At 58.3% G+C, this 26,109-nt stretch carries 28 protein-coding genes; 16 read left to right on the plus strand and 12 right to left on the minus strand.

The window, feature by feature from the left end; all coding sequences use genetic code 11:
- Positions 1–64: 64 nt before the first annotated feature.
- From RHM68_RS04025 to tldD, 3 genes are all read left to right on the plus strand, one after another.
- Positions 65–3,868 (plus strand): YhdP family protein, encoded by a 3,804-nt coding sequence (locus RHM68_RS04025; RefSeq protein ID WP_322220640.1) that lies wholly within the window; start codon positions 65–67, stop codon positions 3,866–3,868.
- 70 nt (positions 3,869–3,938) lie between these two features.
- Entirely contained in the window at positions 3,939–4,793 is an 855-nt protein-coding gene (locus RHM68_RS04030) for a carbon-nitrogen hydrolase family protein (protein WP_322220641.1), read from the plus strand.
- Positions 4,794–4,805: 12 nt separating this feature from the next.
- Complete coding sequence (gene tldD / locus RHM68_RS04035) at positions 4,806–6,248, plus strand: metalloprotease TldD (RefSeq protein WP_322220642.1); 1,443 nt, start codon at positions 4,806–4,808, stop codon at positions 6,246–6,248.
- A gap of 48 nt (positions 6,249–6,296) precedes the next feature.
- On the opposite strand, the gene yjgA is transcribed toward tldD, so the two are convergent.
- Positions 6,297–6,821, minus strand: coding sequence for a ribosome biogenesis factor YjgA (yjgA, locus tag RHM68_RS04040; protein WP_322220643.1), 525 nt, complete (start codon positions 6,819–6,821; stop codon positions 6,297–6,299).
- Positions 6,822–6,929: 108 nt separating this feature from the next.
- Between yjgA and pmbA the strand changes: the two genes are divergently transcribed.
- The 3 genes from pmbA to RHM68_RS04055 all read left to right on the plus strand — a co-directional run bounded on the left by pmbA (position 6,930) and on the right by RHM68_RS04055 (position 9,640).
- Positions 6,930–8,276: a metalloprotease PmbA gene (gene pmbA / locus RHM68_RS04045; RefSeq protein WP_322220644.1), complete on the plus strand. Its 1,347-nt coding sequence runs from the start codon at positions 6,930–6,932 to the stop codon at positions 8,274–8,276.
- Positions 8,277–8,586: 310 nt separating this feature from the next.
- The gene (locus RHM68_RS04050; RefSeq protein WP_322220645.1) at positions 8,587–9,027 is read left to right on the plus strand and encodes a hypothetical protein; all 441 of its coding nucleotides are present in this window, start codon (positions 8,587–8,589) and stop codon (positions 9,025–9,027) included.
- 1 nt (position 9,028) lies between these two features.
- Positions 9,029–9,640 (plus strand): superoxide dismutase, encoded by a 612-nt coding sequence (locus tag RHM68_RS04055; RefSeq protein ID WP_322220646.1) that lies wholly within the window; start codon positions 9,029–9,031, stop codon positions 9,638–9,640.
- A 292-nt stretch (positions 9,641–9,932) separates the two neighbouring features.
- Here the strand turns inward: RHM68_RS04055 and RHM68_RS04065 are convergent, their stop codons facing one another.
- From RHM68_RS04065 to RHM68_RS04110, 10 genes are all read right to left on the minus strand, one after another.
- On the minus strand, positions 9,933–10,205 hold the full coding sequence (locus RHM68_RS04065; protein ID WP_322220647.1) for an HPr family phosphocarrier protein: 273 nt from the start codon (positions 10,203–10,205) through the stop codon (positions 9,933–9,935).
- Positions 10,206–10,220: 15 nt separating this feature from the next.
- On the minus strand, positions 10,221–11,078 hold the full coding sequence (gene rapZ / locus RHM68_RS04070) for an RNase adapter RapZ (protein ID WP_322220648.1): 858 nt from the start codon (positions 11,076–11,078) through the stop codon (positions 10,221–10,223).
- Positions 11,079–11,080: 2 nt separating this feature from the next.
- Positions 11,081–11,545 (minus strand): PTS IIA-like nitrogen regulatory protein PtsN, encoded by a 465-nt coding sequence (ptsN, locus tag RHM68_RS04075; protein ID WP_322220649.1) that lies wholly within the window; start codon positions 11,543–11,545, stop codon positions 11,081–11,083.
- A 12-nt stretch (positions 11,546–11,557) separates the two neighbouring features.
- A complete protein-coding gene (gene hpf / locus RHM68_RS04080) occupies positions 11,558–11,866 on the minus strand; it encodes a ribosome hibernation-promoting factor, HPF/YfiA family (RefSeq protein WP_322220650.1) in 309 nt (102 codons plus the stop codon).
- 73 nt (positions 11,867–11,939) lie between these two features.
- The gene (locus RHM68_RS04085) at positions 11,940–13,433 is read right to left on the minus strand and encodes an RNA polymerase factor sigma-54 (RefSeq protein WP_322220651.1); all 1,494 of its coding nucleotides are present in this window, start codon (positions 13,431–13,433) and stop codon (positions 11,940–11,942) included.
- Between the two features lie 263 nt (positions 13,434–13,696).
- Complete coding sequence (lptB, locus tag RHM68_RS04090) at positions 13,697–14,422, minus strand: LPS export ABC transporter ATP-binding protein (protein ID WP_322220652.1); 726 nt, start codon at positions 14,420–14,422, stop codon at positions 13,697–13,699.
- Entirely contained in the window at positions 14,422–14,955 is a 534-nt protein-coding gene (gene lptA / locus RHM68_RS04095) for a lipopolysaccharide transport periplasmic protein LptA (RefSeq protein WP_322220653.1), read from the minus strand. Before lptA ends, lptB begins: the two co-directional genes overlap by 1 nt.
- Positions 14,942–15,514: an LPS export ABC transporter periplasmic protein LptC gene (lptC, locus tag RHM68_RS04100; RefSeq protein WP_322220654.1), complete on the minus strand. Its 573-nt coding sequence runs from the start codon at positions 15,512–15,514 to the stop codon at positions 14,942–14,944. Before lptC ends, lptA begins: the two co-directional genes overlap by 14 nt.
- Positions 15,515–15,522: 8 nt before the next feature.
- Positions 15,523–16,047: an HAD family hydrolase gene (locus tag RHM68_RS04105; protein ID WP_322220655.1), complete on the minus strand. Its 525-nt coding sequence runs from the start codon at positions 16,045–16,047 to the stop codon at positions 15,523–15,525.
- Entirely contained in the window at positions 16,047–17,021 is a 975-nt protein-coding gene (locus tag RHM68_RS04110; protein WP_322220656.1) for a KpsF/GutQ family sugar-phosphate isomerase, read from the minus strand. Before RHM68_RS04110 ends, RHM68_RS04105 begins: the two co-directional genes overlap by 1 nt.
- A gap of 275 nt (positions 17,022–17,296) precedes the next feature.
- On the opposite strand from RHM68_RS04110, the gene RHM68_RS04115 reads away from it, so the two are divergent.
- The 10 genes from RHM68_RS04115 to hisC all read left to right on the plus strand — a co-directional run bounded on the left by RHM68_RS04115 (position 17,297) and on the right by hisC (position 25,262).
- Complete coding sequence (locus RHM68_RS04115) at positions 17,297–18,106, plus strand: ATP-binding cassette domain-containing protein (RefSeq protein ID WP_322220657.1); 810 nt, start codon at positions 17,297–17,299, stop codon at positions 18,104–18,106.
- Positions 18,106–18,903, plus strand: a complete 798-nt coding sequence (gene mlaE, locus RHM68_RS04120) for a lipid asymmetry maintenance ABC transporter permease subunit MlaE (RefSeq protein ID WP_322220658.1) — start codon at positions 18,106–18,108, stop codon at positions 18,901–18,903. The genes RHM68_RS04115 and mlaE overlap by 1 nt, the downstream gene beginning before the upstream one ends.
- Positions 18,903–19,370, plus strand: a complete 468-nt coding sequence (mlaD, locus tag RHM68_RS04125; protein ID WP_322220659.1) for an outer membrane lipid asymmetry maintenance protein MlaD — start codon at positions 18,903–18,905, stop codon at positions 19,368–19,370. Before mlaE ends, mlaD begins: the two co-directional genes overlap by 1 nt.
- A gap of 11 nt (positions 19,371–19,381) precedes the next feature.
- On the plus strand, positions 19,382–20,035 hold the full coding sequence (locus RHM68_RS04130) for an ABC transporter substrate-binding protein (RefSeq protein ID WP_322220660.1): 654 nt from the start codon (positions 19,382–19,384) through the stop codon (positions 20,033–20,035).
- Entirely contained in the window at positions 20,032–20,337 is a 306-nt protein-coding gene (locus RHM68_RS04135; RefSeq protein WP_322220661.1) for an STAS domain-containing protein, read from the plus strand. The genes RHM68_RS04130 and RHM68_RS04135 overlap by 4 nt, the downstream gene beginning before the upstream one ends.
- A 115-nt stretch (positions 20,338–20,452) precedes the next feature.
- Positions 20,453–20,704 carry a BolA family protein gene (locus RHM68_RS04140; RefSeq protein ID WP_322220662.1) on the plus strand — a complete coding sequence of 84 codons (252 nt, stop codon included), beginning with the start codon at positions 20,453–20,455 and terminating at the stop codon, positions 20,702–20,704.
- A gap of 22 nt (positions 20,705–20,726) precedes the next feature.
- Positions 20,727–21,992: a UDP-N-acetylglucosamine 1-carboxyvinyltransferase gene (gene murA, locus RHM68_RS04145; protein WP_322220663.1), complete on the plus strand. Its 1,266-nt coding sequence runs from the start codon at positions 20,727–20,729 to the stop codon at positions 21,990–21,992.
- 129 nt (positions 21,993–22,121) lie between these two features.
- On the plus strand, positions 22,122–22,757 hold the full coding sequence (gene hisG, locus RHM68_RS04150; protein ID WP_121757288.1) for an ATP phosphoribosyltransferase: 636 nt from the start codon (positions 22,122–22,124) through the stop codon (positions 22,755–22,757).
- A gap of 124 nt (positions 22,758–22,881) precedes the next feature.
- Complete coding sequence (hisD, locus tag RHM68_RS04155; protein WP_322220664.1) at positions 22,882–24,207, plus strand: histidinol dehydrogenase; 1,326 nt, start codon at positions 22,882–22,884, stop codon at positions 24,205–24,207.
- 2 nt (positions 24,208–24,209) lie between these two features.
- Positions 24,210–25,262: a histidinol-phosphate transaminase gene (gene hisC / locus RHM68_RS04160; protein WP_322220665.1), complete on the plus strand. Its 1,053-nt coding sequence runs from the start codon at positions 24,210–24,212 to the stop codon at positions 25,260–25,262.
- Between the two features lie 117 nt (positions 25,263–25,379).
- On the opposite strand, the gene RHM68_RS04165 is transcribed toward hisC, so the two are convergent.
- Entirely contained in the window at positions 25,380–26,099 is a 720-nt protein-coding gene (locus RHM68_RS04165) for a DUF4198 domain-containing protein (protein WP_322220666.1), read from the minus strand.
- Between the last annotated feature and the right edge of the window lie 10 nt (positions 26,100–26,109).

Consider the following 26,109-nt stretch of genomic DNA (forward strand, 5'->3'; position numbering starts at 1 on the left):
TCACGTCTACTAGAACGGCTGGCCTCAGCTTTTTGCAGTATTTTTGCCATGGGAGCCGACTGACATGGACCGTCTTACACGCATTTTGGCCAAACTGACCCGCTGGGGGCTGGGCCTGTGTGCGTTGCTTTTGGTGCTGATGGCTTTGTACGTGAGCCTCGGTCGGGAACTGACGCCGCTGGTGGCCGAATACCGCGCGGAAGTCGAAAGCAAAGCCACTGAGGCCTTGGGCATGCCGTTGCACATCGGCAACCTGGAGGGTAGCTGGAACGGTTTCGCCCCCATTTTGCTGGCCCACGACGTCATGGTCGGCGAAGGCCGCAATGCGCTGCGTCTGGATCAGGTCCGTGTGGTTCCGGATCTTTGGGCCAGTCTCTTGGCCCGTCAGGTGCGTATCGCGCACTTGGAACTCAATGGTCTGAATATCAACCTCAAGGAAGGCGAGGATGGCCAGTGGGCGCTGGAAGGTCTACCGGTGCAGCAGGATCAGCCACTGGACCCTGAGCAGTTGCTTAATCGCATGCAAGTGGTCCAGCAGTTGTCGGTACTCGACAGCCAGGTCACTTTGCAACCGTTGGGACAGTCGCCGCTGAGCTTCACTTATGTCGGCTTGAACCTGAAAACCAGCGCTTCTCGCCAGCGCCTCGATGCACGCCTGACGCTGCCTGATGGCCAGCCTGTCGCCATGAGCCTGCGTACTCGCGTGAGTGCCAGTGAGTGGCGAGACGGCCAGGTTGACGCCTATCTGAGCTTGCCCCAGAGCGACTGGTCGAAGTGGTTGCCCGGACGTCTGACTCGGCAGTGGAATTTTTCCGAGATCAAGGCCGGTGGGGAACTGTGGGTGAACTGGGGCAAGGGGGCGTTGCAAAGCGCTGCGATTCGGTTGAACGCGCCGCAACTCAAGGGTGCCTACGCCGAGCGCAAGCCGATCCAAATCAGCAACCTGGCGCTCAATGGTTATTTCCAGCGCGGGGCTGACGGTGCCACGGTGTCCCTTGATTCGCTGGCGATGAACCTTGGCGAGACGCGCTGGGAATCACGCATACAACTCAAGCAAAGCGATGCGACCGATAAGGCCGAAGAGCTGTGGCACGTGCAAGCCGACCGTCTCGATCTGACGCCGCTGACGCCGTTGCTGAACGCTTTGGGACCGCTGCCCGAGGGCCTCGCCACCGCGGTTCAGCGTTTGAAGGTCACCGGTGGTCTGCGCAATGTCTTGCTCGATTTCCGCCCTGGTGCCACCGACGACACTAAAGTCAGTTTTGCCGCGAACCTGGATACCGTCGGTTTTGACGCTTATCGCGGCGCTCCGGCGGCCCGAAATGTCAGCGGCAGCATTAGCGGTGACCTCGGTCACGGTGAACTGCGTATGGACAGCAAAAACTTTGTCCTGCACTTGGACCCGATTTTTGCAAAGCCGTGGCAGTACCTCCAGGCCAATGCCCGACTGACCTGGAAGCTCGATAAAGACGGTTTCACGCTGATCGCGCCGTACCTGAAGGTGCTGGGCGAAGAGGGCAAGATTGCCGGCGACTTCCTGATCCGTCTGCATTTCGACCACACCCAAGAGGACTACATGGACCTGCGGGTGGGCCTGGTGGAGGGTGACGGCAAATACACGGCCAAATACTTGCCGGCAGTGCTCAGTCCCGCGCTGGACCAGTGGTTGCGCACTGCGATTCTCAAGGGGGCGGTGGACCAGGGGTTCTTCCAGTATCAGGGCTCGTTGAACCATGACGCGTTGCCTGCCGCTCGTAACATCAGCCTGTTCTTCAAGGTGCATGATGCCGAACTGGCTTTCCAGCCGGGCTGGCCCCACGTCAGCAAGGTCAGTGGTGATGTATTCATCGAAGACAGTGGCGTAAGGATCGTCGCCAGCAAGGGACAATTGCTCGATACCCAAGTCAGTGATGTTTACGTCAACATTCCCCATGTGCCTGCTGGGAAAAACACTCACATGTTCCTCGACGGTGACTTCGCGGGTGGTTTGGGCGATGGCTTGAAAATCCTTCAGCAAGCGCCTATCGGCACCGCTGATACGTTCGCTGGCTGGGAGGGCGCCGGCGATCTGCAAGGCAAGGTCAAGCTCGATATCCCCTTGGATAAAGGCGAGCTACCGAAAGTCCTCGTCGACTTCAAGACCACCAAGGCACGTTTGAAACTGAGCGAACCGAAGCTGGAACTGACCGACCTCAACGGCGACTTCCGCTTTGACAGTGGCAAAGGTTTGAGTGGGCAAAACATCAGCGCACGGGCGTTTGACAAGCCGATCACCGCGCGCATTTTCGCCGAGGGCAGTGCGGGCAAGTTAAATACTCGGGTGATCGCATCGGGTCAGGTCGAGGTCAAGAAACTCACCGACTGGTTGAATTTCACCCAGCCGCTGCCGGTGTCCGGCACGATTCCTTATCAATTACAGCTAAACCTGAATGATGCTGACAGTCAACTGATGGTCAGTTCCAGCCTCAAGGGTGTGGCGGTGGATGTGCCTGCACCGTTCGGCATGGCGGCCAGTGTCGGGCGTGACACCGTGTTCCGCATGACTCTTCAGGGGCCGGAGCGTCGCTATTGGGGCAATTACGGCGACTTGGCGAACTTCACCCTGGCAGCGCCTCCCGGTAATTTCGCCGACGGTCGCGGTGAATTATTCCTCGGTGGCACCCGTGCGGTGTTACCTGCCGGAAAAGGCCTGCGAGTCAGGGGCGTGCTGTCGGAGCTTGATGTTGGGCCCTGGCAGGATCTGGTGACTAAATATGCGGGCCAGGATCCAGGCGGCAGTGCCAAGCAACTGGTGAGCGGTGCCGACTTTACAGTCGATAAACTCAGCGGTTTTGGCACCACGCTGGATCAAGCGTCGGTGCAATTGACCCGCAAACCATCAGCCTGGACCTTGAAGCTCGACAGTCAACAAGCGAAGGGCACGGTCAATCTTCCGGACGCGAAAGCGGCACCGATTGCGATTAACCTTCAATACGTGCGTTTGCCGGCGTCCGACCCCAAGGAACTGTCGGATGAGAACGCGCCGGATCCGCTGGCCTCTGTAGACCCAAGTAAGATTCCGGCACTGGACATCACCATCAATCAGCTGTTTCAGGGGCAGGATTTGGTCGGTGCCTGGTCACTGAAAGTACGTCCGACCGCCAAGGGCATTGCCCTCAATACACTCGACATGGGGCTCAAAGGTATTTTGTTGCAGGGCAACGGCGGTTGGGAAGGTACACCGGGCGCTACCAGCAGTTGGTACAAGGGTCGCATTAGCGGCAAGAACCTGGCTGATGTGCTCAAGGGCTGGGGGTTTGCCCCGAGTGTCACCAGCCAGGAGTTCCGTATGGATGTCGATGGCAACTGGCCTGGTTCACCGGCCTGGTTGGCCACCAAACGATTCTCCGGCAGCCTCGATGCGTCGTTGAATAAGGGCCAGTTCGTCGATGTAGAGGGGGGCGCACAGGCGCTTCGCGTGTTTGGCCTGCTCAATTTCAACTCCATCGGCCGGCGCTTGCGGCTGGATTTCTCTGACTTGTTTGGTAAAGGCCTGAGCTACGATCGAGTCAAAGGTCTGCTGGTGGCAAGCAATGGGGTTTACGTGACCCGCGAGCCGATCGTCATGACCGGACCGTCGAGTAACCTGGAGCTCAACGGCACGCTCGATATGGCAGCGGATCAGGTGGACGCCCGATTGCTGGTGACGTTGCCGCTGACCAACAATTTGCCGATTGCCGCGTTGATCGTGGGTGCCCCAGCCATTGGCGGTGCGCTATTTCTGATCGATAAGTTGATCGGCGACCGTGTGGCGCGCTTCGCCAGCGTCAAGTACACCGTCAAGGGCCCGCTGAAAGAGCCCAAAATCACGTTCGACAAGCCTTTTTGAGAGCGCTTTTGAAAAAGCGCTCTGCGGGTCTATGGAGTAGCATGGCTGCCTACTCAGTCAGGAGCGCGCCATGTCTGTAGCGGTTATTCAAATGGTCAGCCAGAGCGATGTGCTGGCCAATCTGGCCCAGGCCCGACGCCTGCTCGAGCAGGCCGCGAGCAGCGGCGCCCGGCTGGCAGTGCTGCCGGAAAACTTCGCCGCCATGGGCCGTCGCGACATCGCCGATATCGGCCGCGCCGAGGCGTTGGGCGAAGGTCCGATCCTGCCCTGGTTGAAACAGACCGCCCGCGACCTCACCTTATGGATAGTGGCTGGTACGTTGCCGTTGCCACCGGCGGATCAACCCACCGCCAAAGTGCATGCCTGCTCGCTGCTGGTGGATGATCAGGGCGAAACGGTAGCGCGCTATGACAAGTTGCACCTGTTCGACGTGGACGTGGCGGACACCCGCGGGCGTTATCGGGAGTCCGATGACTATGCTTATGGCGGTGAAGTTGTGGTGGCGGACACGCCCGTCGGTCGCGTCGGCCTGACGGTGTGTTATGACCTGCGTTTCCCTGAGCTGTACAGCGAGTTGCGCGCGGCGGGTGCGGAACTGATTACCGCGCCGTCGGCCTTTACCGCCGTCACCGGCGCTGCCCATTGGGAGGTGCTGATCCGCGCGCGGGCCATCGAGACTCAATGTTACGTGCTCGCGGCTGCCCAGGGTGGAACGCATCCGGGGCCGCGTGAAACCTTTGGCCACGCGGCGATCATCGACCCATGGGGTCGTGTGCTGGCGCAACAGGATAAGGGCGAGGCCGTGTTGCTGGCCGAACGCGATAGCAACGAACAGGCGTCCATCCGGGCGCGGATGCCGGTGTCCAGTCACCGGCGCTTTTTCTCGCAGGGCGCCCAGCGACCTGTCTCAGAACGACGAATTTAAGGCGTAAAGCATATGAGCGAGTTGTTGTCCTCAGTCAGTGACCACCTGTTAGCGCCCGGCGGCGTGACCATCGAGAGCCTGCAAAGCGTGCTCGGCGATTTGGCCGGCCCGGGCATCGATGCCGCCGACCTGTATTTCCAGGGCCAGATTTCCGAGTCCTGGGCGCTCGAAGACGGCATCGTCAAGGAAGGCAGCTTTAACCTCGATCAGGGTGTTGGCGTGCGTGCGCAATCGGGTGAAAAAACCGGTTTTGCCTACAGCAATGCGATCACCCTTGAGGCCTTGGGCGCTGCGGCGCGTGCCGCCCGCTCGATCTCTCGTGCCGGTCAAAACGGCACCGTGCAGGCGTTCACCTCCCAGGACGTCGTCCAGTTGTACGGACCGGACAATCCGCTGGAGGTGATGAGCCGCGCCGAAAAAGTCGATTTGCTGAAGCGTATCGACGTCGCGACTCGTGCCCTCGATCCACGTATCCAGCAAGTTACCGTGAGCATGGCCGGTGTCTGGGAGCGCATTCTTATCGCCTCTACCGATGGCAGCCTGGCGGCCGATGTTCGTCCGCTGGTGCGTTTCAACGTCAGCGTGATTGTCGAGCAGAATGGTCGTCGTGAGCGCGGTGGTCATGGGGGAGGCGGTCGTACCGATTACCGGTATTTCCTCGCCGAGGACCGCGCCATGGGGTATGCGCGTGAGGCGTTGCGTCAGGCGCTGGTCAATCTCGAAGCGATTCCGGCACCGGCCGGTACGTTGCCGGTGGTGTTGGGTTCCGGGTGGTCCGGCGTGCTGCTGCACGAAGCGGTTGGCCATGGCCTGGAAGGCGACTTCAACCGCAAGGGCAGTTCAGCCTACAGCGGGCGCATGGGCGAGAGGGTTGCGTCCAAGCTTTGCACCATCGTCGATGACGGCACCCTGGCGGGACGCCGTGGCTCGCTGAGCGTCGACGATGAAGGCACCCCGACCGAATGCACCACGCTGATCGAAAACGGCGTACTCAAGGGCTATATGCAGGACAAACTCAACGCCCGCCTGATGGGCGTGGCCCGCACCGGTAACGGTCGCCGTGAGTCCTACGCGCACTTGCCGATGCCGCGCATGACCAACACCTACATGCTGGCCGGCGAAAGCGATCCGGCGGAAATCATTGCCTCGGTAAAGCGCGGCATCTACTGCGCCAATCTTGGCGGCGGTCAGGTGGACATCACCAGCGGCAAGTTTGTGTTCTCCACCAGCGAGGCGTACTTGATCGAAGACGGCAAAATTACTGCCCCGGTCAAAGGCGCGACCTTGATTGGCAACGGTCCGGAAGCCATGAGTAAAGTGTCGATGGTCGGTAACGATCTGGCGCTGGACAGTGGGGTGGGGACATGTGGCAAGGATGGGCAGTCGCTGCCGGTGGGTGTCGGTCAGCCAACGCTGAAAATCGATGCGATCACCGTGGGTGGCACGGGCGCATGAAGCAAGGAGCCCAGGGTGAGCGGCATGGCCGATCACCCCGGTCGATGATCAACGCAGACCGCGTTGCGTCTCGTCCAGCTCACGGATGTACTTGAACATTTTACGGCTCGATGCCGGTGGCTTGTTTTGCGCCAGTTCGTGCTGGGCCTGACGGATCAGGGAGCGCAATTGTTGACGATCAGCTTCCGGGTAATCGACCACGAATTTTTCCAGGACCGCGTCGTCGCCTGCGATCAAGCGATCGCGCCAGCGTTCCAAGCCATGAAAACGTTCGTTGTACTGCCGCGTGGAGGCATCAAGTTGATCCAGCAACGTCAGGATGGCGTCAGTGTCCTGATCGCGCATCAATTTGCCGATGAACATAAGGTGCCGTTTACGCGCGATATTCGCGGTGTGCTTGGGCGCATCGGCCAGAGCCCGGCGCAAAGCGTCGGTCAACGGCAGTTTTGCCAGCAAGTCAGGCTTGAGTGTTGTAAGGCGCTCGCCAAGGTCAACCAGAGCATGCAGCTCGCGTTTAACCTGGGTTTTGCTTTTTTCTCCCGTATCGAGGGAGTCGTCGTAAGAATCAACCATGGTGGCAGTCCGCAAAGAAACGCCGCCATGATAACCAGTCGGGGGCCGCTTGTCCGGCCCGGTCGCTCGAAGGCCCTAGCCGAAAGCAGAATTTGAGTGGAGAACAGCATGAGTGCAGTTGAAAGCGTCGGCCCACAAGCGTTGCCGGCACTGCAAGAGCAAGTCGAGCAGATCATCGCTGAAGCCAAGCGCCAGGGCGCCAGTGCCTGCGAAGTTGCGGTGTCGCTGGAGCAGGGTTTGTCGACTTCGGTTCGCCAGCGTGAAGTCGAAACCGTCGAATTCAACCGTGATCAGGGCTTTGGCATCACGCTGTACGTCGGCCAGCGCAAAGGCTCGGCCAGCACATCGGCCAGCGGTCCTGAGGCGATTCGTGAAACGGTCGCCGCAGCTCTTGCGATTGCCAAGCACACCTCTGAAGACGAAGCTTCGGGCTTGGCTGACGCTGCGCTGATGGCCAAGGATCTCAAAGATTTTGACCTGTTCCATCAGTGGGACATTTCCCCCGAGCAAGCCATCGAAATGGCGCTGACTTGTGAAGCGGCGGCGTTTGCTACCGATAGCCGGATCAAAAACGCCGACGGCACTACCCTCAGCACTCACCAAGGTTGCCGTGTCTATGGCAACAGCCACGGGTTTATCGGTGGCTACGCATCGACCCGTCACAGCTTGAGCTGTGTGATGATCGCCGAGGCCGATGGCCAGATGCAGCGCGATTATTGGTATGACGTGAGCCGTCAGGGAGAGTTGTTGGCCGACCCGGTCAGTATTGGCCAGCGTGCTGCACAACGGGCGGCGAGCCGTTTGGGCGCTCGTCCGGTGCCGACCTGTGAAGTGCCGGTGCTATTTTCGGCTGAGCTGGCCGGTGGTTTATTCGGTAGCTTTCTGTCGGCGATTTCCGGCGGTAGCCTGTATCGCAAATCCTCGTTCCTTGAGGGAACGCTGGGTCAGAAGCTGTTTCCAGAGTGGTTGACCCTCGATGAACGCCCGCACTTGATGCGAGCCATGGGCAGCTCCGCGTTCGACGGTGATGGTTTGGCGACCTATGCCAAACCGTTCGTCGAGAGGGGTGAGTTGGTGTCCTATATTTTGGGCACTTACTCCGGTCGCAAGCTGGGGATGCCAAGCACTGCAAACTCAGGTGGCGTGCATAACTTGTTCGTGACCCATGGCGATGAAGATCAGGCTGCCTTGCTGCGGCGCATGGGACGTGGTCTGCTGGTCACCGAATTGATGGGGCATGGCCTTAACATGGTGACCGGTGATTACTCCCGTGGCGCGGCGGGTTTTTGGGTCGAGAACGGCGAGATCCAGTTCGCGGTCCAGGAGGTGACGATCGCGGGCAACATGCGCGACATGTTCAAACAGATTGTAGCGGTGGGCAATGATCTGGAACTGCGCAGCAACATTCGCACCGGTTCGGTGTTGATTGAGCGGATGACAGTAGCGGGTAGCTAATCCCTTACCGATATACCAAAAGGCGCGTCACCCATTGGGTGGCGCGCTTTTTTTGTGGGACCTGCACCGGCCCCTCCAGCAAAGTACATCGCCCTTTTGTGACCGGGGTTGTTTTGGCTTTGATTATCATATAATAATGATTATCATTTCTATAATGATTGGATTATGGTTTCTGCTGCCAAAACTTCTTTTCGTTTATTGCTCGACATTGCCGCCGAAGCTGCACAACCCGACTCTGGTCACTGCACTCAATCCTGAGACGCTCACCGCAGGTGGCGTGAAATTACCGCTAACGCTTTGGAGGCGCACCATGGAGCATTGGAAACGCACGATCGAAAGGGCTAATCGCTACTTCATGCTGGGCGAGTTCGTCGATGCTCGCGAGGCTTACTTGCAAGCGCTGGCGCTGGCCCACGTGTTATTCGAGCGCTGGGCTGATGCCGACGAAGCGGTGTCGGCTTGCGTTATTTCCCACCACAACCTGGCGGACCTGCATTTGCGCCTAAATCAACCGGAGGAGAGCGCCGAGTACCTGTGCGCCATCCATCAACGCTTATTGCAGACCCTTCAGGACCTTCGGCTGGCGCCTGCCCTTCGCGAGGCCGCGTGGCGTCAGAGCAGTAAAACTTACATCGAGCTGTTGAACTTCATCAGCGAACACGGCGAATACCCGCGCACACACCGCCTGCTGTACAGGGAGACCGCGGCGCCTCGGGATCACGCTTCATCTCTTCAATACGGAGTTCATTGAAATGGCTTTTACCTTGCCTGCGTTGCCGTATGCCTATGACGCCCTAGAGCCGCATATCGATGCGCAGACCATGGAAATTCACTACACCAAGCATCACCAAACGTACATCAACAACCTCAACGCGGCCGTTGAAGGCACTGAGTTTGCCGCATGGTCAGTGGAAAAACTGTTGGTCAGTGTCCAACATTTGCCAGAAAAATTGCGCGTTGCCGTGATCAATCAGGGTGGGGGTCATGCGAACCATTCACTATTCTGGGCGGTCATGGCGCCCAATGCTGGCGGTCAGCCTGACGGCGCGCTGGCCAACGCTATCGATGAGCATCTGGGCGGCCTCGATAATTTCAAAAAGGCTTTCACCAACGCGGCGCTGACACGCTTCGGCAGCGGCTGGGCCTGGTTGAGTGTGACACCTCAAAAAAACCTGGTTGTGGAAAGCAGCGGTAACCAGGACAGCCCGTTGATGAATGGAAATACGCCCATCCTCGGCCTGGATGTTTGGGAGCACGCTTATTACTTGCGCTATCAGAACCGTCGTCCGGAATACATCAATGCGTTCTACAACGTGATCAATTGGCCCGAAGTTGCGGCGCGCTATTTGGCTGCGCTGATTTGAGTCATCCCCGCGACACTTCAAGGCTGACTATGAGCACTGAAATACGGAAGATCGGAGGCTGGCGAATGTTTCGTTATGCTTTCGGATCGCTGTTATGGCTGGCGGGTATGAGCGTGTTAGTGGCTCAAGGATTGGCGTGGCTGGATCTGTAACCAAGCCTGACGCGAGCCTTACAGGGCGTGGCAACTTGCACATTGGCCAAGGCACTGCCTGACGCCCGATTGCTTTTGCGCCTGGCAAATGGGTATGGCGAGGAGCTGCCTCTCGCCATAACAGTAATCAGGCTGAGGTGTTACTCGCCTTCGTCGAAGTAGTTGTTGATCAATGCCACCAAAGCGTCAAGCGCTTCCTGCTCCTGCTCGCCTTCGGTACTCAAGTGAATTTTGGTGCCCTTGCCCGCAGCGAGCATCATCATGGCCATGATGCTTTTACCGTCAACCATCGACTCCGGGGTGCGGCCCGCTCTGATCTGGCATGGGTACTGTCCTGCGACCCCAACGAATTTTGCTGATGCACGGGCATGCAGGCCCAGCTTGTTGATGATTTCAATTTCCAGAGCAGGCATCGCGGTGTGAATCCTTTAGCTGAGGTCGCGGTGGCGGACCTGGACGTTCTTCAGGGAATGTTGCAGGACCTGGCCGAGACGTTCGGTCAGATAGACAGAGCGGTGATGTCCGCCGGTGCAACCAATGGCGATGGTGACGTAAGCGCGGTTGCTCGCAGCAAAACGCGGCAGCCATTTCAGCAGGTAGGAGGAAATGTCCTGGAACATCTCTTCGACATCCGGTTGTGCAGCCAAGTAGTCGGCTACCGGTTGATCCAGTCCTGACTGATCCCGCAATTCTGGCTTCCAGTAAGGGTTTGGCAGGCAGCGCACATCGAACACTAAGTCGGCATCCACCGGCATCCCACGCTTGAATCCAAAAGACTCCACCAGGAAAGCGGTACCGGGTTCTGGCTGGTTAAGTAGGCGCAACTTGATGGTGTCGCGCAACTGGTACAGATTCAGGTTGGTGGTATTGATCTTGAGGTCGGCCAGGTCTGAGATGGGGCCCAGCAGTTGGGTTTCATCTTCAATCGCTTCTGCCAGCGAGCGATTGGCGCTGGTCAGCGGATGGCGACGACGGGTTTCCGAGAAGCGCTTGAGCAATGTTTCTTCGTCGGCGTCCAGATAAACAACATCGCACTGGATATGCCGGCTGCGGACTTCCTCGAGTAATTCGGGAAAGCGCGAAAGATGGCTGGGCAGGTTGCGTGCATCAATAGAAACAGCGACCAGCGGTTGCGCTAGCTCGGTATGAATCAATGCGCGTTCGGCCAACTCTGGTAACAGGCCTGCCGGCAGGTTGTCGATACAGTAGTAGCCGCTGTCCTCAAGGACATCGAGTGCGGTGCTTTTACCTGAGCCGGACCGGCCGCTGACAATGATCAAGCGCATGATTACTGACCGTTTTGCTCGTCCAGGACAACCTGATACAAGGCTTCGTTACTCGGGGCGCTACGCAGGCGATCACGAACTTCCTTGCGATCAAGCATGCTGGCGATCTGTCGAAGCAATTCAAGGTGCGCATCGGTGGCGGCTTGCGGTACCAGCAGTACAAACAGCAAATCAACCGGGGCGCCGTCAATAGCGTCGAAATCGATGGGAGCATCCAGGTGCATCAACGCACTGATGGGCGCTTCGCAGCCTTTGAGGCGGCAGTGGGGGATGGCGATACCGTTGCCAAAACCCGTGGAGCCGAGTTTTTCACGGGCAACCAAGCTCTCGAAGACATCCTGCATGGCCAGATCCGGCACTTCGCGGGCGATCAGGTTGGCAATTTGTTCGAGTACTTTCTTTTTACTGCCGCCCGGCACGTTCACAAGGGAACGGCCGGGGGTCAGGATGTTTTCAAGTCGGATCATGGGTAGGGAGTGTTAACGACCGGTTGCGCCCTGAAGCAGGCTTTGGGTCTTTTCCTTATGCTTTTTAAGTTGGCGATCCAGCTTGTCGGTCAGCAGGTCAATGGCCGCATACATGTCTGAATGCTCGGCATTGGCGACCACTTCTCCGCCGGGGATATGCAAGGTGGCTTCGATTTTCTGCTTCAGCTTCTCGACGTTCATCGTGACTTGCACATTGGTGATTTTGTCGAAATGCCCCTCAAGCCTTTTGAGTTTTTCGCCTATGTAGGCGCGCAGGGGCTCTGTCACTTCCAGCTGGTGTCCACTGATATTGACTTGCATACAGCTTCTCCTTCGTTGCCAGTGCATAAAGCGGCAGGTAGAAATACCTGCCACTGGAACGCTGTGCTGTGGCTTACATCAACCGCTTGCGTTCGCTCGAAGGCGCGATCCCTAGGGACTCACGGTACTTGGCGACGGTGCGGCGAGCCACCTGAATGCCTTGTGCCTCCAGTAAACCAGCGATCTTGCTGTCACTCAACGGCTTTTTCTGATTTTCCGCGGCAACCAGTTTTTTGATGATCGCGCGGATTGCCGTGGACGAGCATTCACCGCCTTCGGAGGTGCTGACGTGGCTGGAGAAAAAGTATTTCAACTCATATATGCCCCGTGGGGTATGCATGAATTTCTGCGTGGTTACCCGTGAAATCGTTGATTCGTGCATCCCCACCGCTTCGGCGATGTCATGCAGTACCAGCGGTTTCATGGCCTCGTCACCGTACTCCAGGAAGCCTCGCTGATGCTCGACGATCTGGGTGGCTACTTTCATCAGGGTTTCGTTGCGGCTCTGAAGGCTCTTGATGAACCAGCGGGCTTCTTGCAACTGATTACGCATGAACGTGTTATCGGCGCTGGTGTCCGCGCGACGCACGAAACCTGCGTACTGGGCGTTGACCCGCAGGCGTGGCACCGACTCCTGGTTCAGCTCTACCAGCCAGCGTTCGTTATCTTTACGCACGATGACGTCGGGCACCACGTATTCGGCTTCGCTGGACTCTATCTGTGAGCCTGGGCGTGGATTGAGGCTTTGGACCAGTTCGATGACCTGCCGCAGCTCATCTTCCTTGAGTTTCATGCGCCGCATGAGCTGGCTGTAGTCGCGGCTGCCGAGCAAATCTATGTAATCACTGACCAGGCGTTTGGCTTCAGCCAGCCAAGGCGTCTTGGCGGGCAGTTGGCGCAATTGCAGCAGCAGGCATTCGCCCAGGTTCCGGGCACCGATACCAGCAGGTTCGAATTGCTGGATGCGGTGCAGGACGGCTTCGATTTCGTCCAGTTCGATATCCAGTTCCGGGTCGAAGGCTTCGAGGATTTCATCGAGCGTTTCGTCCAGGTAGCCCTGATTGTTGATGCAGTCGATCAGGGTGACGGCGATCAAGCGATCAGTGTCGGACATCGGTGCAAGATTCAATTGCCACAGCAGGTGGCTTTGCAGGCTTTCACCGACCGATGTGCGGGTGGTGAAATCCCACTCGTCGTCATCGTTGCTCGGCAGGCTGCTGGCGCTAGTCTGGTAGACGTCATCCCAGGCCGTGTCGACAGGCAGTTCGTTGGGGATGCGTTCGTTCCAGTCGCCTTCCTCAAGGTTATCCACCGTTGGGGCGGATTCCTGGTAAGAGGGTTCCTGAACGTCGGCGTTGGGTTTCTGCTCGGCGCTGTCGGCCAACGGGTCGGTGTTATCGAAGTCGTCGCCTTCTTCCTGGCGTTCGAGCATCGGATTGGACTCCAAGGCCTCCTGGATTTCCTGTTGCAGGTCCAAGGTCGACAATTGGAGCAGGCGGATAGCCTGTTGCAGCTGCGGTGTCATCGTCAGCTGCTGGCCCATTCTCAAGACTAGCGATGGTTTCATGGCAGGGGCTTAACACCTTATTCGCCGGCGCACATGCGCCATCCACTACAGGGCGCCGGAGCGCCAAACATAAGCAAATTATATGCCTGAAACTGAAGTGTTTGCCTAGAGCGCTGTAACAATAAAACCCCTAAGGCTTCACTGATACGCTTTTCTGGCCATCGGCTGAACACCTTTGGAGCTTCGTGTTTGCCGGGAGCGCTGTAGCAATAAAAAAACTTTATTGGAACGCACGCTCAGGCCATTGCCGGGCACCTCAGTGCTTACAGGCGGAACTCATGGCCTAGATAAACTTCTTTTACCAGCTCGTTGGCCAGGATGGTTGCAGAATCGCCTTCGGCGATCAGTTGTCCATCGTTGACGATGTAGGCTGTTTCGCAGATATCCAATGTTTCACGGACGTTGTGGTCGGTGATCAAGACGCCGATGCCCTTTGCCTTGAGGTGATGGATGATTTGCTTGATGTCGCCCACGGAGATCGGGTCAACGCCGGCGAAAGGTTCGTCCAGCAGGATGAATTTCGGTGCCGTGGCCAGTGCTCTTGCGATTTCCACGCGACGGCGCTCACCACCGGAAAGGCTCATGCCGAGGTTGTCGCGAATGTGGTTGATATGGAATTCCTGGAGCAGGCTTTCCAACTCTTGGCGCCGCCCGGCTTTGTCGAGTTCTTTTCGTGTCTCAAGAATCGCCATGATGTTGTCGGCCACCGACAGTTTGCGGAAGATCGACGCTTCTTGCGGGAGATAGCCGATACCGGCCTTTGCACGGCCGTGCATCGGTTGGTGGCTCACGTCGAGGTCGTCGATCAGTACGCGGCCCTGATCGGCCTGTACCAAGCCGACGATCATGTAGAAGCAGGTGGTCTTGCCCGCGCCATTGGGGCCGAGCAGGCCGACGATCTGTCCGCTGTCGATGGACAGGCTGACGTCGCGCACGACTTGCCGGCCCTTATAGCTCTTGGCCAGATGTTGGGCTTTGAGAGTTGCCATTACTGGGCCTTCTGCTTCGGCGGGATCACCATGTCGATCCGTTGGCGTGGCGTGGTGATTGGCGAGCCATTGGCGCGGCCTGCGGTAGCCACCTGTTTCACCGTGTCATAGACGATTTTCTCGCCTTCGGTGGTACTGCCGTCGTCGCTGATGACTTTGGCTTGGTCGATCAGCACGATGCGGTTTTGCTGGGCATGGTACTGAACGGTCTTGCCGTAGCCTTTAACTGGCTGCGGCGAGTCGGGCTTCTGCTTCTGCTCGAAATACGCGAGGTTGCCCACGGAGGTCACGACGTCGATTTCGCCGGCCGGCGTGCGAGTGATGGTCACGGTGTTGCCGGTGACCTTCATCGAGCCTTGGGTGATGATCACGTCACCTTTATAGGTGGCGATCCCTTGCTTGTCATCGAGCTGAGCATCGTCAGCCTGGATGCGGATCGGTTGCTGGCTATCGTTCGGCAGAGCCCAGGCGCTCACGCTTCCCAGTGCTGCGCCCAGACTGAGCAAAATAGGGAGGGTTTTAACGAGCCTCATACTGTCCTCTTACTTTCGATAGCAGGTGTATCCTGCTTTCTTTCAAATACGCTTTCATTCCCGTGCCAAATGACACCCCGCCAGCGCCGTCGATTCTAACGGGTTGCTCGGTCTGCGCATATTGCTGCTGTGGGAACACTGTCATACGGGTGCTGGTAATAATGGTGTCGCGGTTCTTTTCATCGGTGCGTGCAATGCGTACTGAGTCGATCAGTTCCACTTGCGTGCCGCCCGGGTTGACCTCGCCGCGCAAACTTTGCACGTGCCACGGAAACTCGGTGCCACGGAACATGTTCAGGTCGGGGTTGGTCAGCAGCGTTACATCGCTCGCTTTCAAGTGTTCGACCTTGTCTGAGGTCAGGTCGTACTGCAATTTGCCATCTGGCAGGAACTGCATACTTTGTGCGTTGGTGGCGTAGTAGTCGATCTCGCCTTCATCGACCTTGGCCACTGGCTTGTCGAGGAAGCGTTCCGGGCTGATGTTCCAGTAGCCGACGGCCGCGAATATCGCAGCGATGCAGCCGAACATCAGGATGTTGCGAATCTTTTTGCTCAGCATAAATGGGCTCACAGGTACGCAGCGTTGGCTGCATCGAGGCGGCCTTGGGCGCGCAGGATCAATTCGCAGAATTCCCTGGCGGCGCCTTCGCCGCCTCGGGCCTGGGTAACGCCGTGGGCGTGTTCACGGACGAAACTGGCGGCGTTGGCCACGGCCATGCCCAGGCCCACGCGGCGAATCACCGGTAGGTCCGGCAGGTCGTCACCGAGGTAGGCAACCTGTTCATAGCTTAGGTTGAGTTGAGCAAGAAGCTCGTCCAGCACGACCAGTTTGTCTTCGCGGCCCTGGTACAGGTGTGGAATCCCCAGGTTCTTTGCACGCCGTTCGACCACCGGGGTCTTACGACCGCTGATGATAGCGGTCTGAACGCCGGCTGCCATCAACATCTTGATGCCTTGGCCATCAAGGGTGCTGAATGTCTTGAATTCGCTGCCGTCTTCCAGGAAGTACAGGCGGCCGTCAGTCAGCACGCCGTCGACGTCAAATACGGCCAGTTTGATCTGTTTGCCGCGTTGCAGCAGGTCGGTACTCATTACATCACTCCTGCGCGCAGCAAATCGTGCATGTTCAAGGCGCCAACCGGGCGATCCTCGCTGTCGACCACTACCAGTGCGTTGATTTTATGGTCTTCCATGATTTTCAGGGCTTCGGCGGCGAGCATTTCGGCGCGGGCGGTCTTGCCATGCGCGGTCATGACCTGGTCGATGGTGGCGCTGCGGATATCAATGCTGCGGTCCAGTGTGCGACGCAGGTCGCCGTCCGTGAAAATCCCGGCGAGCCTGCCGTCTGCTTCCAGGATAACGGTCATGCCCAAGCCTTTTCGGGTCATCTCCATCAGCGCGTCCTTTAGCAGCGTGCCACGTTGCACCTGTGGCAGTTCCTGGCCGGCGTGCATGACGTGTTCCACTTTCAGGAGCAGGCGTCGGCCAAGTGCGCCGCCAGGATGGGAAAAAGCGAAATCTTCGGCCGTAAAGCCGCGTGCCTCCAGCAGAGCAACAGCCAGGGCGTCGCCCATGACCAGCGCTGCGGTCGTCGACGAGGTGGGCGCAAGGTTCAGCGGGCAGGCTTCGTGTTCGACATGCACGTTAAGATTGACTTCGGCAGCCTTGGCCAGCGGCGAATCAGGGTTGCCGGTGAGGCTGATCAACTGGATGCCGAGGCGTTTGATCAGCGGCAGCAGGGTAACGATTTCATTGGTGGAGCCGGAGTTCGACAATGCAAGGATGATGTCATCGCGAGTGATCATGCCCATGTCGCCGTGACTGGCTTCGGCCGGGTGTACGAAAAATGCAGTGGTGCCGGTGCTGGCCAGGGTGGCGGCAATTTTGTTGCCGATGTGCCCGGATTTGCCCATGCCGACCACGACGACGCGGCCTTTGCTGGCCAGAATCATCTCGCAAGCGCGCACGAAATCCGCGTCGATATGGGGCAGCAAGCCTTGTACGGCTTCCAGCTCAAGGCGGATGGTGCGTTGTGCCGATTGAATCAGGTCGCGGGATTGGCTCATGTCTGAAATCGTATAGCCCGATGAAAAGGCGGCGATTATAGCGGTAATGATCGAAACCCTCACGCAAGTTCGTCGTGCTTTGTTAACAGCCGTTCTCTAATGCCTCTAAATCAGCATTTTTGCCTGTCACGTTGCTGAATATGCTCTGGCTTGGGCCTTGGGCGGTTGGCCTTTGCAGTGATATAGTTCGCCGCCAGTTCGGCCCGCCCGGGAGGTATGTGCTTTCGTCAGGAAGCCAGGCGTCCGAGTGAGAGGCTGCATCGCAAGGAGTTTAGATGAGTGCCGATAACGCCTACGCGGTCGAGCTGAAGGGACTGTCCTTCAAGCGCGGTGCGCGCAGCATTTTCAATAACGTCGATATCCGTATCCCTCGCGGCAAGGTCACCGGCATCATGGGACCTTCCGGGTGTGGCAAGACCACGCTTCTACGGTTGATGGGTGCGCAATTGCGGCCCAGCAGCGGTGAAGTCTGGGTCAACGGTCAGAACCTGCCGAAGCTTTCGCGCAGTGATCTGTTCGATGCGCGCAAGCACATGGGTGTGCTGTTTCAGAGTGGCGCCCTGTTTACCGATCTCGATGTGTTCGAGAACGTCGCTTTTCCGCTGCGCGTTCACACCGACCTGCCGGATGAAATGATCCGGGACATCGTCCTGCTCAAGTTGCAGGCCGTGGGTTTGCGTGGGGCCATTGACTTGATGCCGGACGAGCTGTCCGGTGGCATGAAGCGTCGTGTGGCGCTGGCCAGGGCGATTGCGCTCGATCCGCAAATTCTCATGTATGACGAACCTTTCGTCGGCCAAGACCCTATCGCCATGGGCGTGCTGGTGCGTCTGATCCGTCTGCTGAACGACGCACTGGGCATTACCAGCATCGTTGTCTCCCATGACCTGGCAGAGACCGCGAGCATCGCCGACTATATTTATGTAGTCGGCGATGGGCAGGTATTGGGGCAAGGCACTCCGGATGAATTGATGAACTCCGACGAGCCTCGTATTCGTCAGTTCATGACCGGCGATCCCGACGGCCCAGTTCCGTATCACTTTCCAGCGACGGATTACCGCGCAGATCTTCTGGGGAAGCGTTGATGCGCAAGATTTCACTGATCGAAAGAGTTCGTCGGTTCGGGGAGGCTGCTATTGATGCTCTCGCCGTGTTCGGGCGCTCGACGCTGTTCCTGTTTCACGCTTTGATCGGTCGTGGTGGTATCGGTGGTGGTTTCGGCCTGTTGGTCAAACAGCTGCATTCGGTGGGCGTGATGTCCCTGGTGATCATCGTGGTCTCGGGGTTGTTCATCGGCATGGTGTTGGCCCTCCAGGGTTTCAGCATCCTTTCCAGCTATGGTTCGGAGCAAGCTGTCGGGCAAATGGTTGCGCTGACGCTGCTGCGAGAGCTGGGTCCGGTGGTCACCGCGTTACTGTTCGCGGGTCGCGCAGGTTCTGCCCTGACGGCCGAAATCGGCAACATGAAGTCCACCGAGCAGTTGTCCAGCCTGGAAATGATCGGTGTCGATCCACTCAAGTACATCATTGCGCCGCGCCTTTGGGCCGGCTTCATCTCCCTGCCGGTGCTGGCGATGATATTCAGCGTTGTCGGGATCTGGGGCGGTTCGTGGGTCGCTGTCGACTGGCTGGGCGTGTATGAAGGCTCCTACTGGGCAAACATGCAAAACAGCGTGACGTTCAGTGGTGATGTGATCAATGGCATTATCAAAAGCATCGTCTTTGCCTTTGTCGTGACCTGGATTGCCGTATTCCAAGGCTATGACTGTGAGCCCACTTCCGAGGGGATCAGTCGTGCCACTACCAAGACCGTGGTGTATGCCTCTTTGGCGGTACTCGGCCTGGACTTTATTTTGACCGCCTTGATGTTTGGAGATTTCTGATGCAAAACCGCACCCTGGAAATCGGTGTCGGCCTTTTCTTGCTGGCTGGCATCCTGGCTTTACTGCTACTTGCCCTGCGAGTCAGTGGCCTGGCGCCGAGCGCGAATACCGAAACGTATAAACTTTATGCCAACTTCGACAATATCGCCGGTTTGACGGTCAGAGCTAAAGTGACCATGGCCGGTGTGACCATCGGCAAGGTTACGGCAATCGATCTGGACCATGAAAGCTTCACCGGTCGAGTGACGATGCAAGTGGAAAAGCGTGTAGATAATCTGCCGACTGACTCCACTGCATCTATCCTGACGGCGGGCCTGTTGGGCGAGAAGTACATCGGTATCAGTGTCGGTGGGGAACAAGCCCTGCTCAAGGAAGGTGGAACTATCCACGACACCCAATCGTCTCTGGTACTGGAAGACCTGATCGGTAAATTCCTGCTCAATACCGTTAGCAAAGACGCTAAATGAGGAGCTTTTGAATGATCTCTACCTTGCGACGTGGCTTGTTGGTGTTCCTCGCGGCCTTGCCGTTGATGGCCAATGCCGTAGCGGCGCCTTCGGCGCACGATCTGGTTCTGGATACCACGACCCGGATGCTCGCCGATCTGTCGGCTAATAAAGAGAAGTACAAGCAGGACCCGCACGACTTTTATACGGCGCTTAACACCATCGTCGGGCCAGTGGTGGATGCCGAAGGCATTTCCAAAAGCATCATGACGGTCAAGTATTCGCGCAAAGCTACGCCCGCGCAGATGAAGACGTTTGAAGAAAACTTCAAGAAAGGTCTTTTTCAGTTCTATGGCAACGCCTTGCTTGAGTACAACAACCAGGGGATCGTCGTTGATCCTTCCAGGGATGAGTCGGGAGACCGCACCAGCGTTGGCATGACAGTCAAGGGCAGTAATGGCGCGGTTTATCCCGTGCAGTACACCCTTGAGAAGATCAATGGCGAGTGGAAGTTGCGCAACGTCATTATCAATGGGATCAATATTGGCAAGCTGTTCCGTGATCAGTTCGCTGATGCGATGCAGCGCAATGGCAATGACCTGGACAAAACCATCAATGGTTGGGCTGGGGAAGTCGCCAAGGCCAAGGAAACCTCGGAAAAAACTGCCGAGAAACCAACCCCATGACTGAGTCGGCTGTTCGCATGAGCGAAACCGGCGAGCTGCTTCTCAGTGGCGTGCTGGATTACCGTTCCGGCCCGGACCTGCGCAAGCAGGGTCAGGTGCTGATCAAGTCCAGTAACGCTACGGCATTGGTGGTTGATTGTTCGGCGGTGCAGAAGTCCAGCAGCGTCGGTTTATCGTTGCTGCTGTGCTTTATGCGCGATGCCCAGGCGGCCGGTAAGGCCCTGAGCATCCGTGCAATGCCCGAAGACATGCGTGAAATTGCCCAGGTCAGTGAACTGACCGAGCTGTTGGCGCACCCCTAACCGGCATCTATAAAGAAGCCCCCCGTCAGAGTCCTGTGAATGCGGGGTTCGCAGGCGCGGGGCTTTTTTGTATGATGTCCGACCCGCGCGCACAGGGCGCCGATTGAGGTTGAGCATGCAGGCCAGCGAAGTGAAGAGCTTTCTTGAAGGAAAGCTGTCCGAAACTTTTTTATCAGTACAGGTAGAAGTCGAGGGCGAAGGCTGCAACTTTCAGCTGAATTTGATTAGCGATGAACTGGCGGCGTTGAGCCCGGTGAAGCGTCAGCAGCAGATCTATGCCCATTTGAACCCGTGGATCACCGATGGCAGCATCCACGCGGTCACTATGAAATTTTTCAGCAGCGCGGCCTGGGCCGAGCGCACCTGAGCCCAAGGGCGTCGAGATTCTTATGGATAAACTGATTATTACCGGCGGCGTTCGTCTTGATGGCGAAATCCGCATCTCCGGGGCAAAGAACTCTGCCCTGCCGATTCTGGCTGCAACTCTGCTGTGCGATGGCCCGGTGACCGTGGCCAATCTGCCGCACCTGCACGACATCACCACCATGATCGAGCTGTTCGGTCGGATGGGCATTGAGCCGGTGATCGACGAGAAACTCAGCGTCGAAATTGACCCGCGTACCATCAAGACCCTGATCGCACCGTATGAACTGGTGAAAACCATGCGTGCGTCGATCCTGGTGCTGGGACCTATGGTTGCCCGCTTCGGTGAAGCCGAAGTCGCACTGCCTGGCGGTTGTGCCATTGGTTCGCGTCCGGTCGATCTGCACATCCGTGGCCTGGAAGCCATGGGCGCGGTCATCGACGTCGAAGGTGGCTATATCAAGGCCAAGGCGCCTGAAGGTGGCCTTCGCGGCGCGAACTTCTTCTTCGACACCGTCAGTGTGACCGGCACCGAAAACATCATGATGGCCGCGGCTCTGGCCAAGGGTCGCAGCGTGCTGCAAAACGCTGCGCGCGAGCCTGAAGTCATCGACCTGGCGAACTTCCTGATTGCCATGGGCGCCAAAATCACGGGCGCCGGCACCGACACCATCACCATCGATGGCGTCGAACGTCTGCACCCGGCCACCTACAAAGTGATGCCGGACCGTATCGAAACCGGCACCTACCTGGTAGCGGCAGCAGTGACGGGCGGGCGTGTGAAGGTCAAGGATACTGATCCGACCATCCTCGAAGCCGTTTTGGAAAAACTTCGTGAAGCCGGCGCCGAAATTACCTGTGGCGAAGACTGGATCGAGCTGAACATGCACGGCAAGCGGCCAAAAGCCGTTAACGTGCGGACTGCTCCGTACCCGGCGTTCCCGACGGACATGCAGGCGCAGTTCATCTCCCTCAACGCCATTGCTGAAGGCACTGGCGCCGTGATCGAGACGATCTTCGAAAACCGCTTCATGCACGTTTATGAACTGCATCGCATGGGCGCCAAGATCCAGGTCGAGGGCAACACAGCCATCGTTACCGGCACCGAGAAGCTCAAGGGCGCGCCAGTCATGGCCACCGACCTGCGTGCTTCGGCCAGCCTGGTGATCTCGGCACTGATCGCTGAAGGCGACACCCTGATCGATCGCATCTACCACATCGACCGTGGTTATGAATGCATCGAAGAGAAACTGCAAATGCTCGGCGCCAAGATCCGCCGCGTACCGGGCTAGTTTCTGCTGCATGGGTGCAGGGACGCGCCCGTTGAATTCGTTTCAGGTCGAGGGCGGTTGCGCCCTCGATGTGTGTCCGGCGCCGTTTACGACCGGGCATGAGTACCTTGATAAGGACTGACGTTTCCCATGTTGACCATCGCACTGTCCAAGGGCCGCATCCTTGACGACACCCTGCCGCTTCTGGCTGAAGCGGGCATCGTGCCGACCGAGAATCCGGACAAGAGCCGCAAGCTGATCATCCCCACGACCCAGCCGGATGTACGTCTGCTGATCGTGCGCGCCACCGATGTCCCGACGTATGTCGAGCACGGTGCCGCTGACCTGGGCGTCGCCGGTAAAGATGTGCTGATGGAATACGGTGGCCAGGGCCTCTACGAGCCACTGGACCTGAGAATTGCCCTGTGCAAACTCATGACCGCTGGCAAGGTCGGTGCTGTCGAGCCCAAGGGCCGTTTGCGCGTGGCCACCAAGTTCGTCAATGTAGCCAAGCGTTACTACGCCGAGCAGGGCCGTCAGGTCGACATCATCAAGCTCTACGGCTCGATGGAACTGGCACCGCTGATCGGTCTGGCCGACAAAATCATCGACGTGGTCGACACCGGCAACACGCTGCGGGCCAACGGTCTGGAGCCCCAGGATTTCATTGCTGATATCAGCTCCCGGCTGATCGTGAACAAAGCTTCGATGAAAATGCAGCACGCCCGTATCCAGGCGTTGATCGACACCCTGCGCAAGGCAGTGGAGTCTCGACACCGCGGCTGATTCCCCTGCGCGACGTTAAGTCGCGCCGTCTATCCGCCTCATAGCCAGAATTCTCAGGTGCCCAAGCGGATCGGATGTTAGCTTCGGGCGCCTGAGTTTTTGCCATTCCTATGAGGCTCTCGCTATGACCGCACCGACTGCAATTCGCCGACTCAACGCTGCTGACCCGGATTTCGCGCATCATCTGGATCATTTGCTGAGCTGGGAAAGTGTGTCTGACGACTCGGTCAATCAGCGGGTGCTGGACATCATCAAAGCCGTGCGCGAGCGTGGCGATGCGGCGCTGGTGGAGTTCACCCAGAAGTTCGATGGCCTGCAAGTGGCCTCAATGGCGGACCTGATTCTGCCGCGTGAACGTCTGGAACTGGCCCTGACCCGCATCACGGCCCCTCAGCGCGAAGCCCTTGAAAAAGCCGCGACCCGCGTGCGCAGCTATCACGAAAAACAGAAGCAGGACTCCTGGAGCTACACCGAAGCCGACGGCACGGTGCTGGGCCAGAAAGTCACGCCGCTCGATCGCGCCGGTCTCTATGTGCCGGGCGGCAAAGCGTCTTACCCATCATCGGTGTTGATGAATGCGATTCCGGCCAAGGTTGCCGGGGTGACCGAAGTGGTCATGGTCGTACCGACGCCGCGCGGTGAAATCAACGAGCTGGTGTTGGCGGCGGCGTGCATCGCCGGCGTAGACCGCGTGTTCACTATCGGTGGCGCGCAAGCGGTTGCGGCATTAGCTTATGGCACCGAAAGCGTGCCGAAGGTCGATAAAGTGGTGGGCCCTGGCAATATCTATGTGGCCACCGCCAAGCGCCACGTGTTCGGTCAGGTGGGCATCGACATGATCGCCGGCCCCTCCGAGATTCTGGTGGTGTGCGACGGCCAGACCGACCCCGACTGGATCGCCATGGACCTGTTCTCTCAAGCCGAGCACGACGAAGACGCTCAAGCGATTCTGGTCAGCCCCGACGCCGAGTTCCTCGACAAGGTTGCTGCCAGCATCAGCAAGTTGCTGCCGACCATGGAACGCGCCGAAATCATCGAAACCTCGATCAATGGCCGTGGCGCCCTGATCAAGGTTCGCGACATGGAACAAGCCATCGAAGTGGCCAACCGCATTGCGCCCGAGCACTTGGAATTGTCGGTCGCCGATCCGCAAGCCTGGCTGCCAAAGATTCGCCATGCCGGTGCGATTTTCATGGGGCGCCACACCTCGGAGGCCTTGGGCGATTACTGCGCCGGTCCAAACCATGTGTTGCCGACCTCCGGTACCGCGCGCTTCTCTTCGCCGTTGGGTGTATACGACTTTCAGAAGCGCTCCTCGATCATCTTCTGCTCCGAGGAGGGCGCCTCCGAGTTGGGCAAGACCGCTTCCGTGCTGGCCCGTGGCGAGTCGCTGACCGCCCACGCTCGCAGCGCCGAATACCGCATCGTTGACGACAAGAAGGTGAGCTGAATATGAGTAAATTCTGGAGCCCGTTCGTCAAGGATCTGGTGCCTTACGTGCCGGGCGAGCAGCCGAAGCTGGCAAAACTGGTGAAGCTCAACACCAACGAAAATCCTTACGGTCCATCGCCCAAAGCGTTGGCCGCGATGCAGGCCGAGCTGAGCGACAACCTGCGCCTGTACCCGGACCCGAACAGTGATCGGCTGAAGAATGCTGTCGCCACGTATTACGGCGTGCAGAGCAATCAGGTGTTCCTCGGCAACGGGTCCGACGAAGTGCTGGCGCACATCTTTCATGGCTTGCTGCAACACGACACGCCTGTGCTGTTCCCGGACATCAGCTACAGCTTTTATCCGGTGTACTGCGGCTTGTACGGTATTACGTTCGACGCGGTGCCATTGGACGAGCACTTCCAAATCAACCCGGCGGACTACGCCAAGCCGAACGGCGGAATCATTTTCCCCAATCCGAATGCCCCGACTGGCTGTCTGTTGGCGCTGGACGCTGTGGAGCAAATCCTCAAGGCCAGCCCGAATTCTGTGGTGGTGGTTGATGAGGCTTACATCGACTTCGGTGGTGAAACCGCGATCAGCCTGATAGGCCGTTACCCGAACCTGCTCGTGACTCAGACCCTGTCCAAGTCCCGTTCTTTAGCAGGCCTGCGGGTCGGTCTGGCGGTAGGGCACCCGGACCTGATTGAGGCGCTGGAGCGGATCAAGAACAGTTTCAATTCCTACCCGCTGGATCGTCTGGCGAATGTTGGCGCGGCGGCGGCGTTCGAAGACCGCGAGCACTTCGATCAGACCTGTCGGTTGGTCATCGACAGCCGCGAGAAGGTTGTCGCGCAGTTGCAGGCTAAGGGTTTTGAGGTATTGCCGTCGGCGGCTAACTTCATTTTCGCTCGTCACCCACAACACGATGCGGCCGGGTTGGCGGCGAAGTTGCGTGAGCAAGGGGTGATCGTTCGGCACTTCAAGCAGGCGCGGATTGCGCAGTTCCTGCGGATCAGTATCGGCACGCCGGAGCAGAATCAGGCGCTGATTGACGGCCTCGGCGACCTCTAAAGTCGCCCCCGAGACTGTGGGGCGCGAGGCTTGCCGCGAATAACGCGGGTGCGGTCAAACGGTTGCACCACGGTGTGGCTATCGCGGGCAAGCCTCGGTCTTACACGGGTTGGCGTGTTACTCGTGATGCGCCTCGCCGAGGAACGTCAGCGAACTGAACACGCCCCTCGTTGCCACATCCGGATTGTTCTTCAGCGCGATTTCCATCTGCGCTGCAATCACGTTCAACCCTTCATTGCGCACCAGCACCTGCGCTCGACCTTCTGCGTCCGTCTCGGTGCTGAAAGTATTTGGCGCGCTGCGATAGTCGCCGATCAGTTTCACCCCAGCCGCCGGTTTGCCATCCAGCAGCACCCGCACTGGCAGTGATTTTCCGGGCCCGACCGTCAGGGGATCGACTTCCGGCAGAATCAAAAGCTTCATCTGCTCAAGGTGGGGCAACTTGGCCCCCGGCTGATAAATCGCCAAGCTGTACTTGAAGGTCTGGGTCGATTCAATCGCCCCCGGCACTTTACTGCGACCCTGGTTGATCCACTGTTTGTCGGCCGTCTGCGACCACATGCCGTTGTCCAGCGCGACGGCCATGATGGCTGGCGCTTTGAGCGGTTGCAGGCGTGCGTGATCGGCCAGGCGTTGTACGGTGACCGGAATCATTTTGCCGTTGATGTCATAGGCCCAGGCGCCGCTGATTTTCTGCGCTTTGAACGCGTTGTCCTCGGCGCCATGGCCGTAGATCACTTCGATGTTGTTGCGGCGTTGTTCGGTCCACAGGCCGTGCGCCGAAACCTGAGTGGCAAACATTAGGCCCATCAGAGCTAAAGGTGTGAGGTGTCGCATGGTGACTTCC

The sequence above is a fragment of the Pseudomonas sp. DC1.2 genome, from assembly GCF_034351645.1.
In the GTDB taxonomy this organism is placed as follows: Bacteria; Pseudomonadota; Gammaproteobacteria; order Pseudomonadales; family Pseudomonadaceae; genus Aquipseudomonas.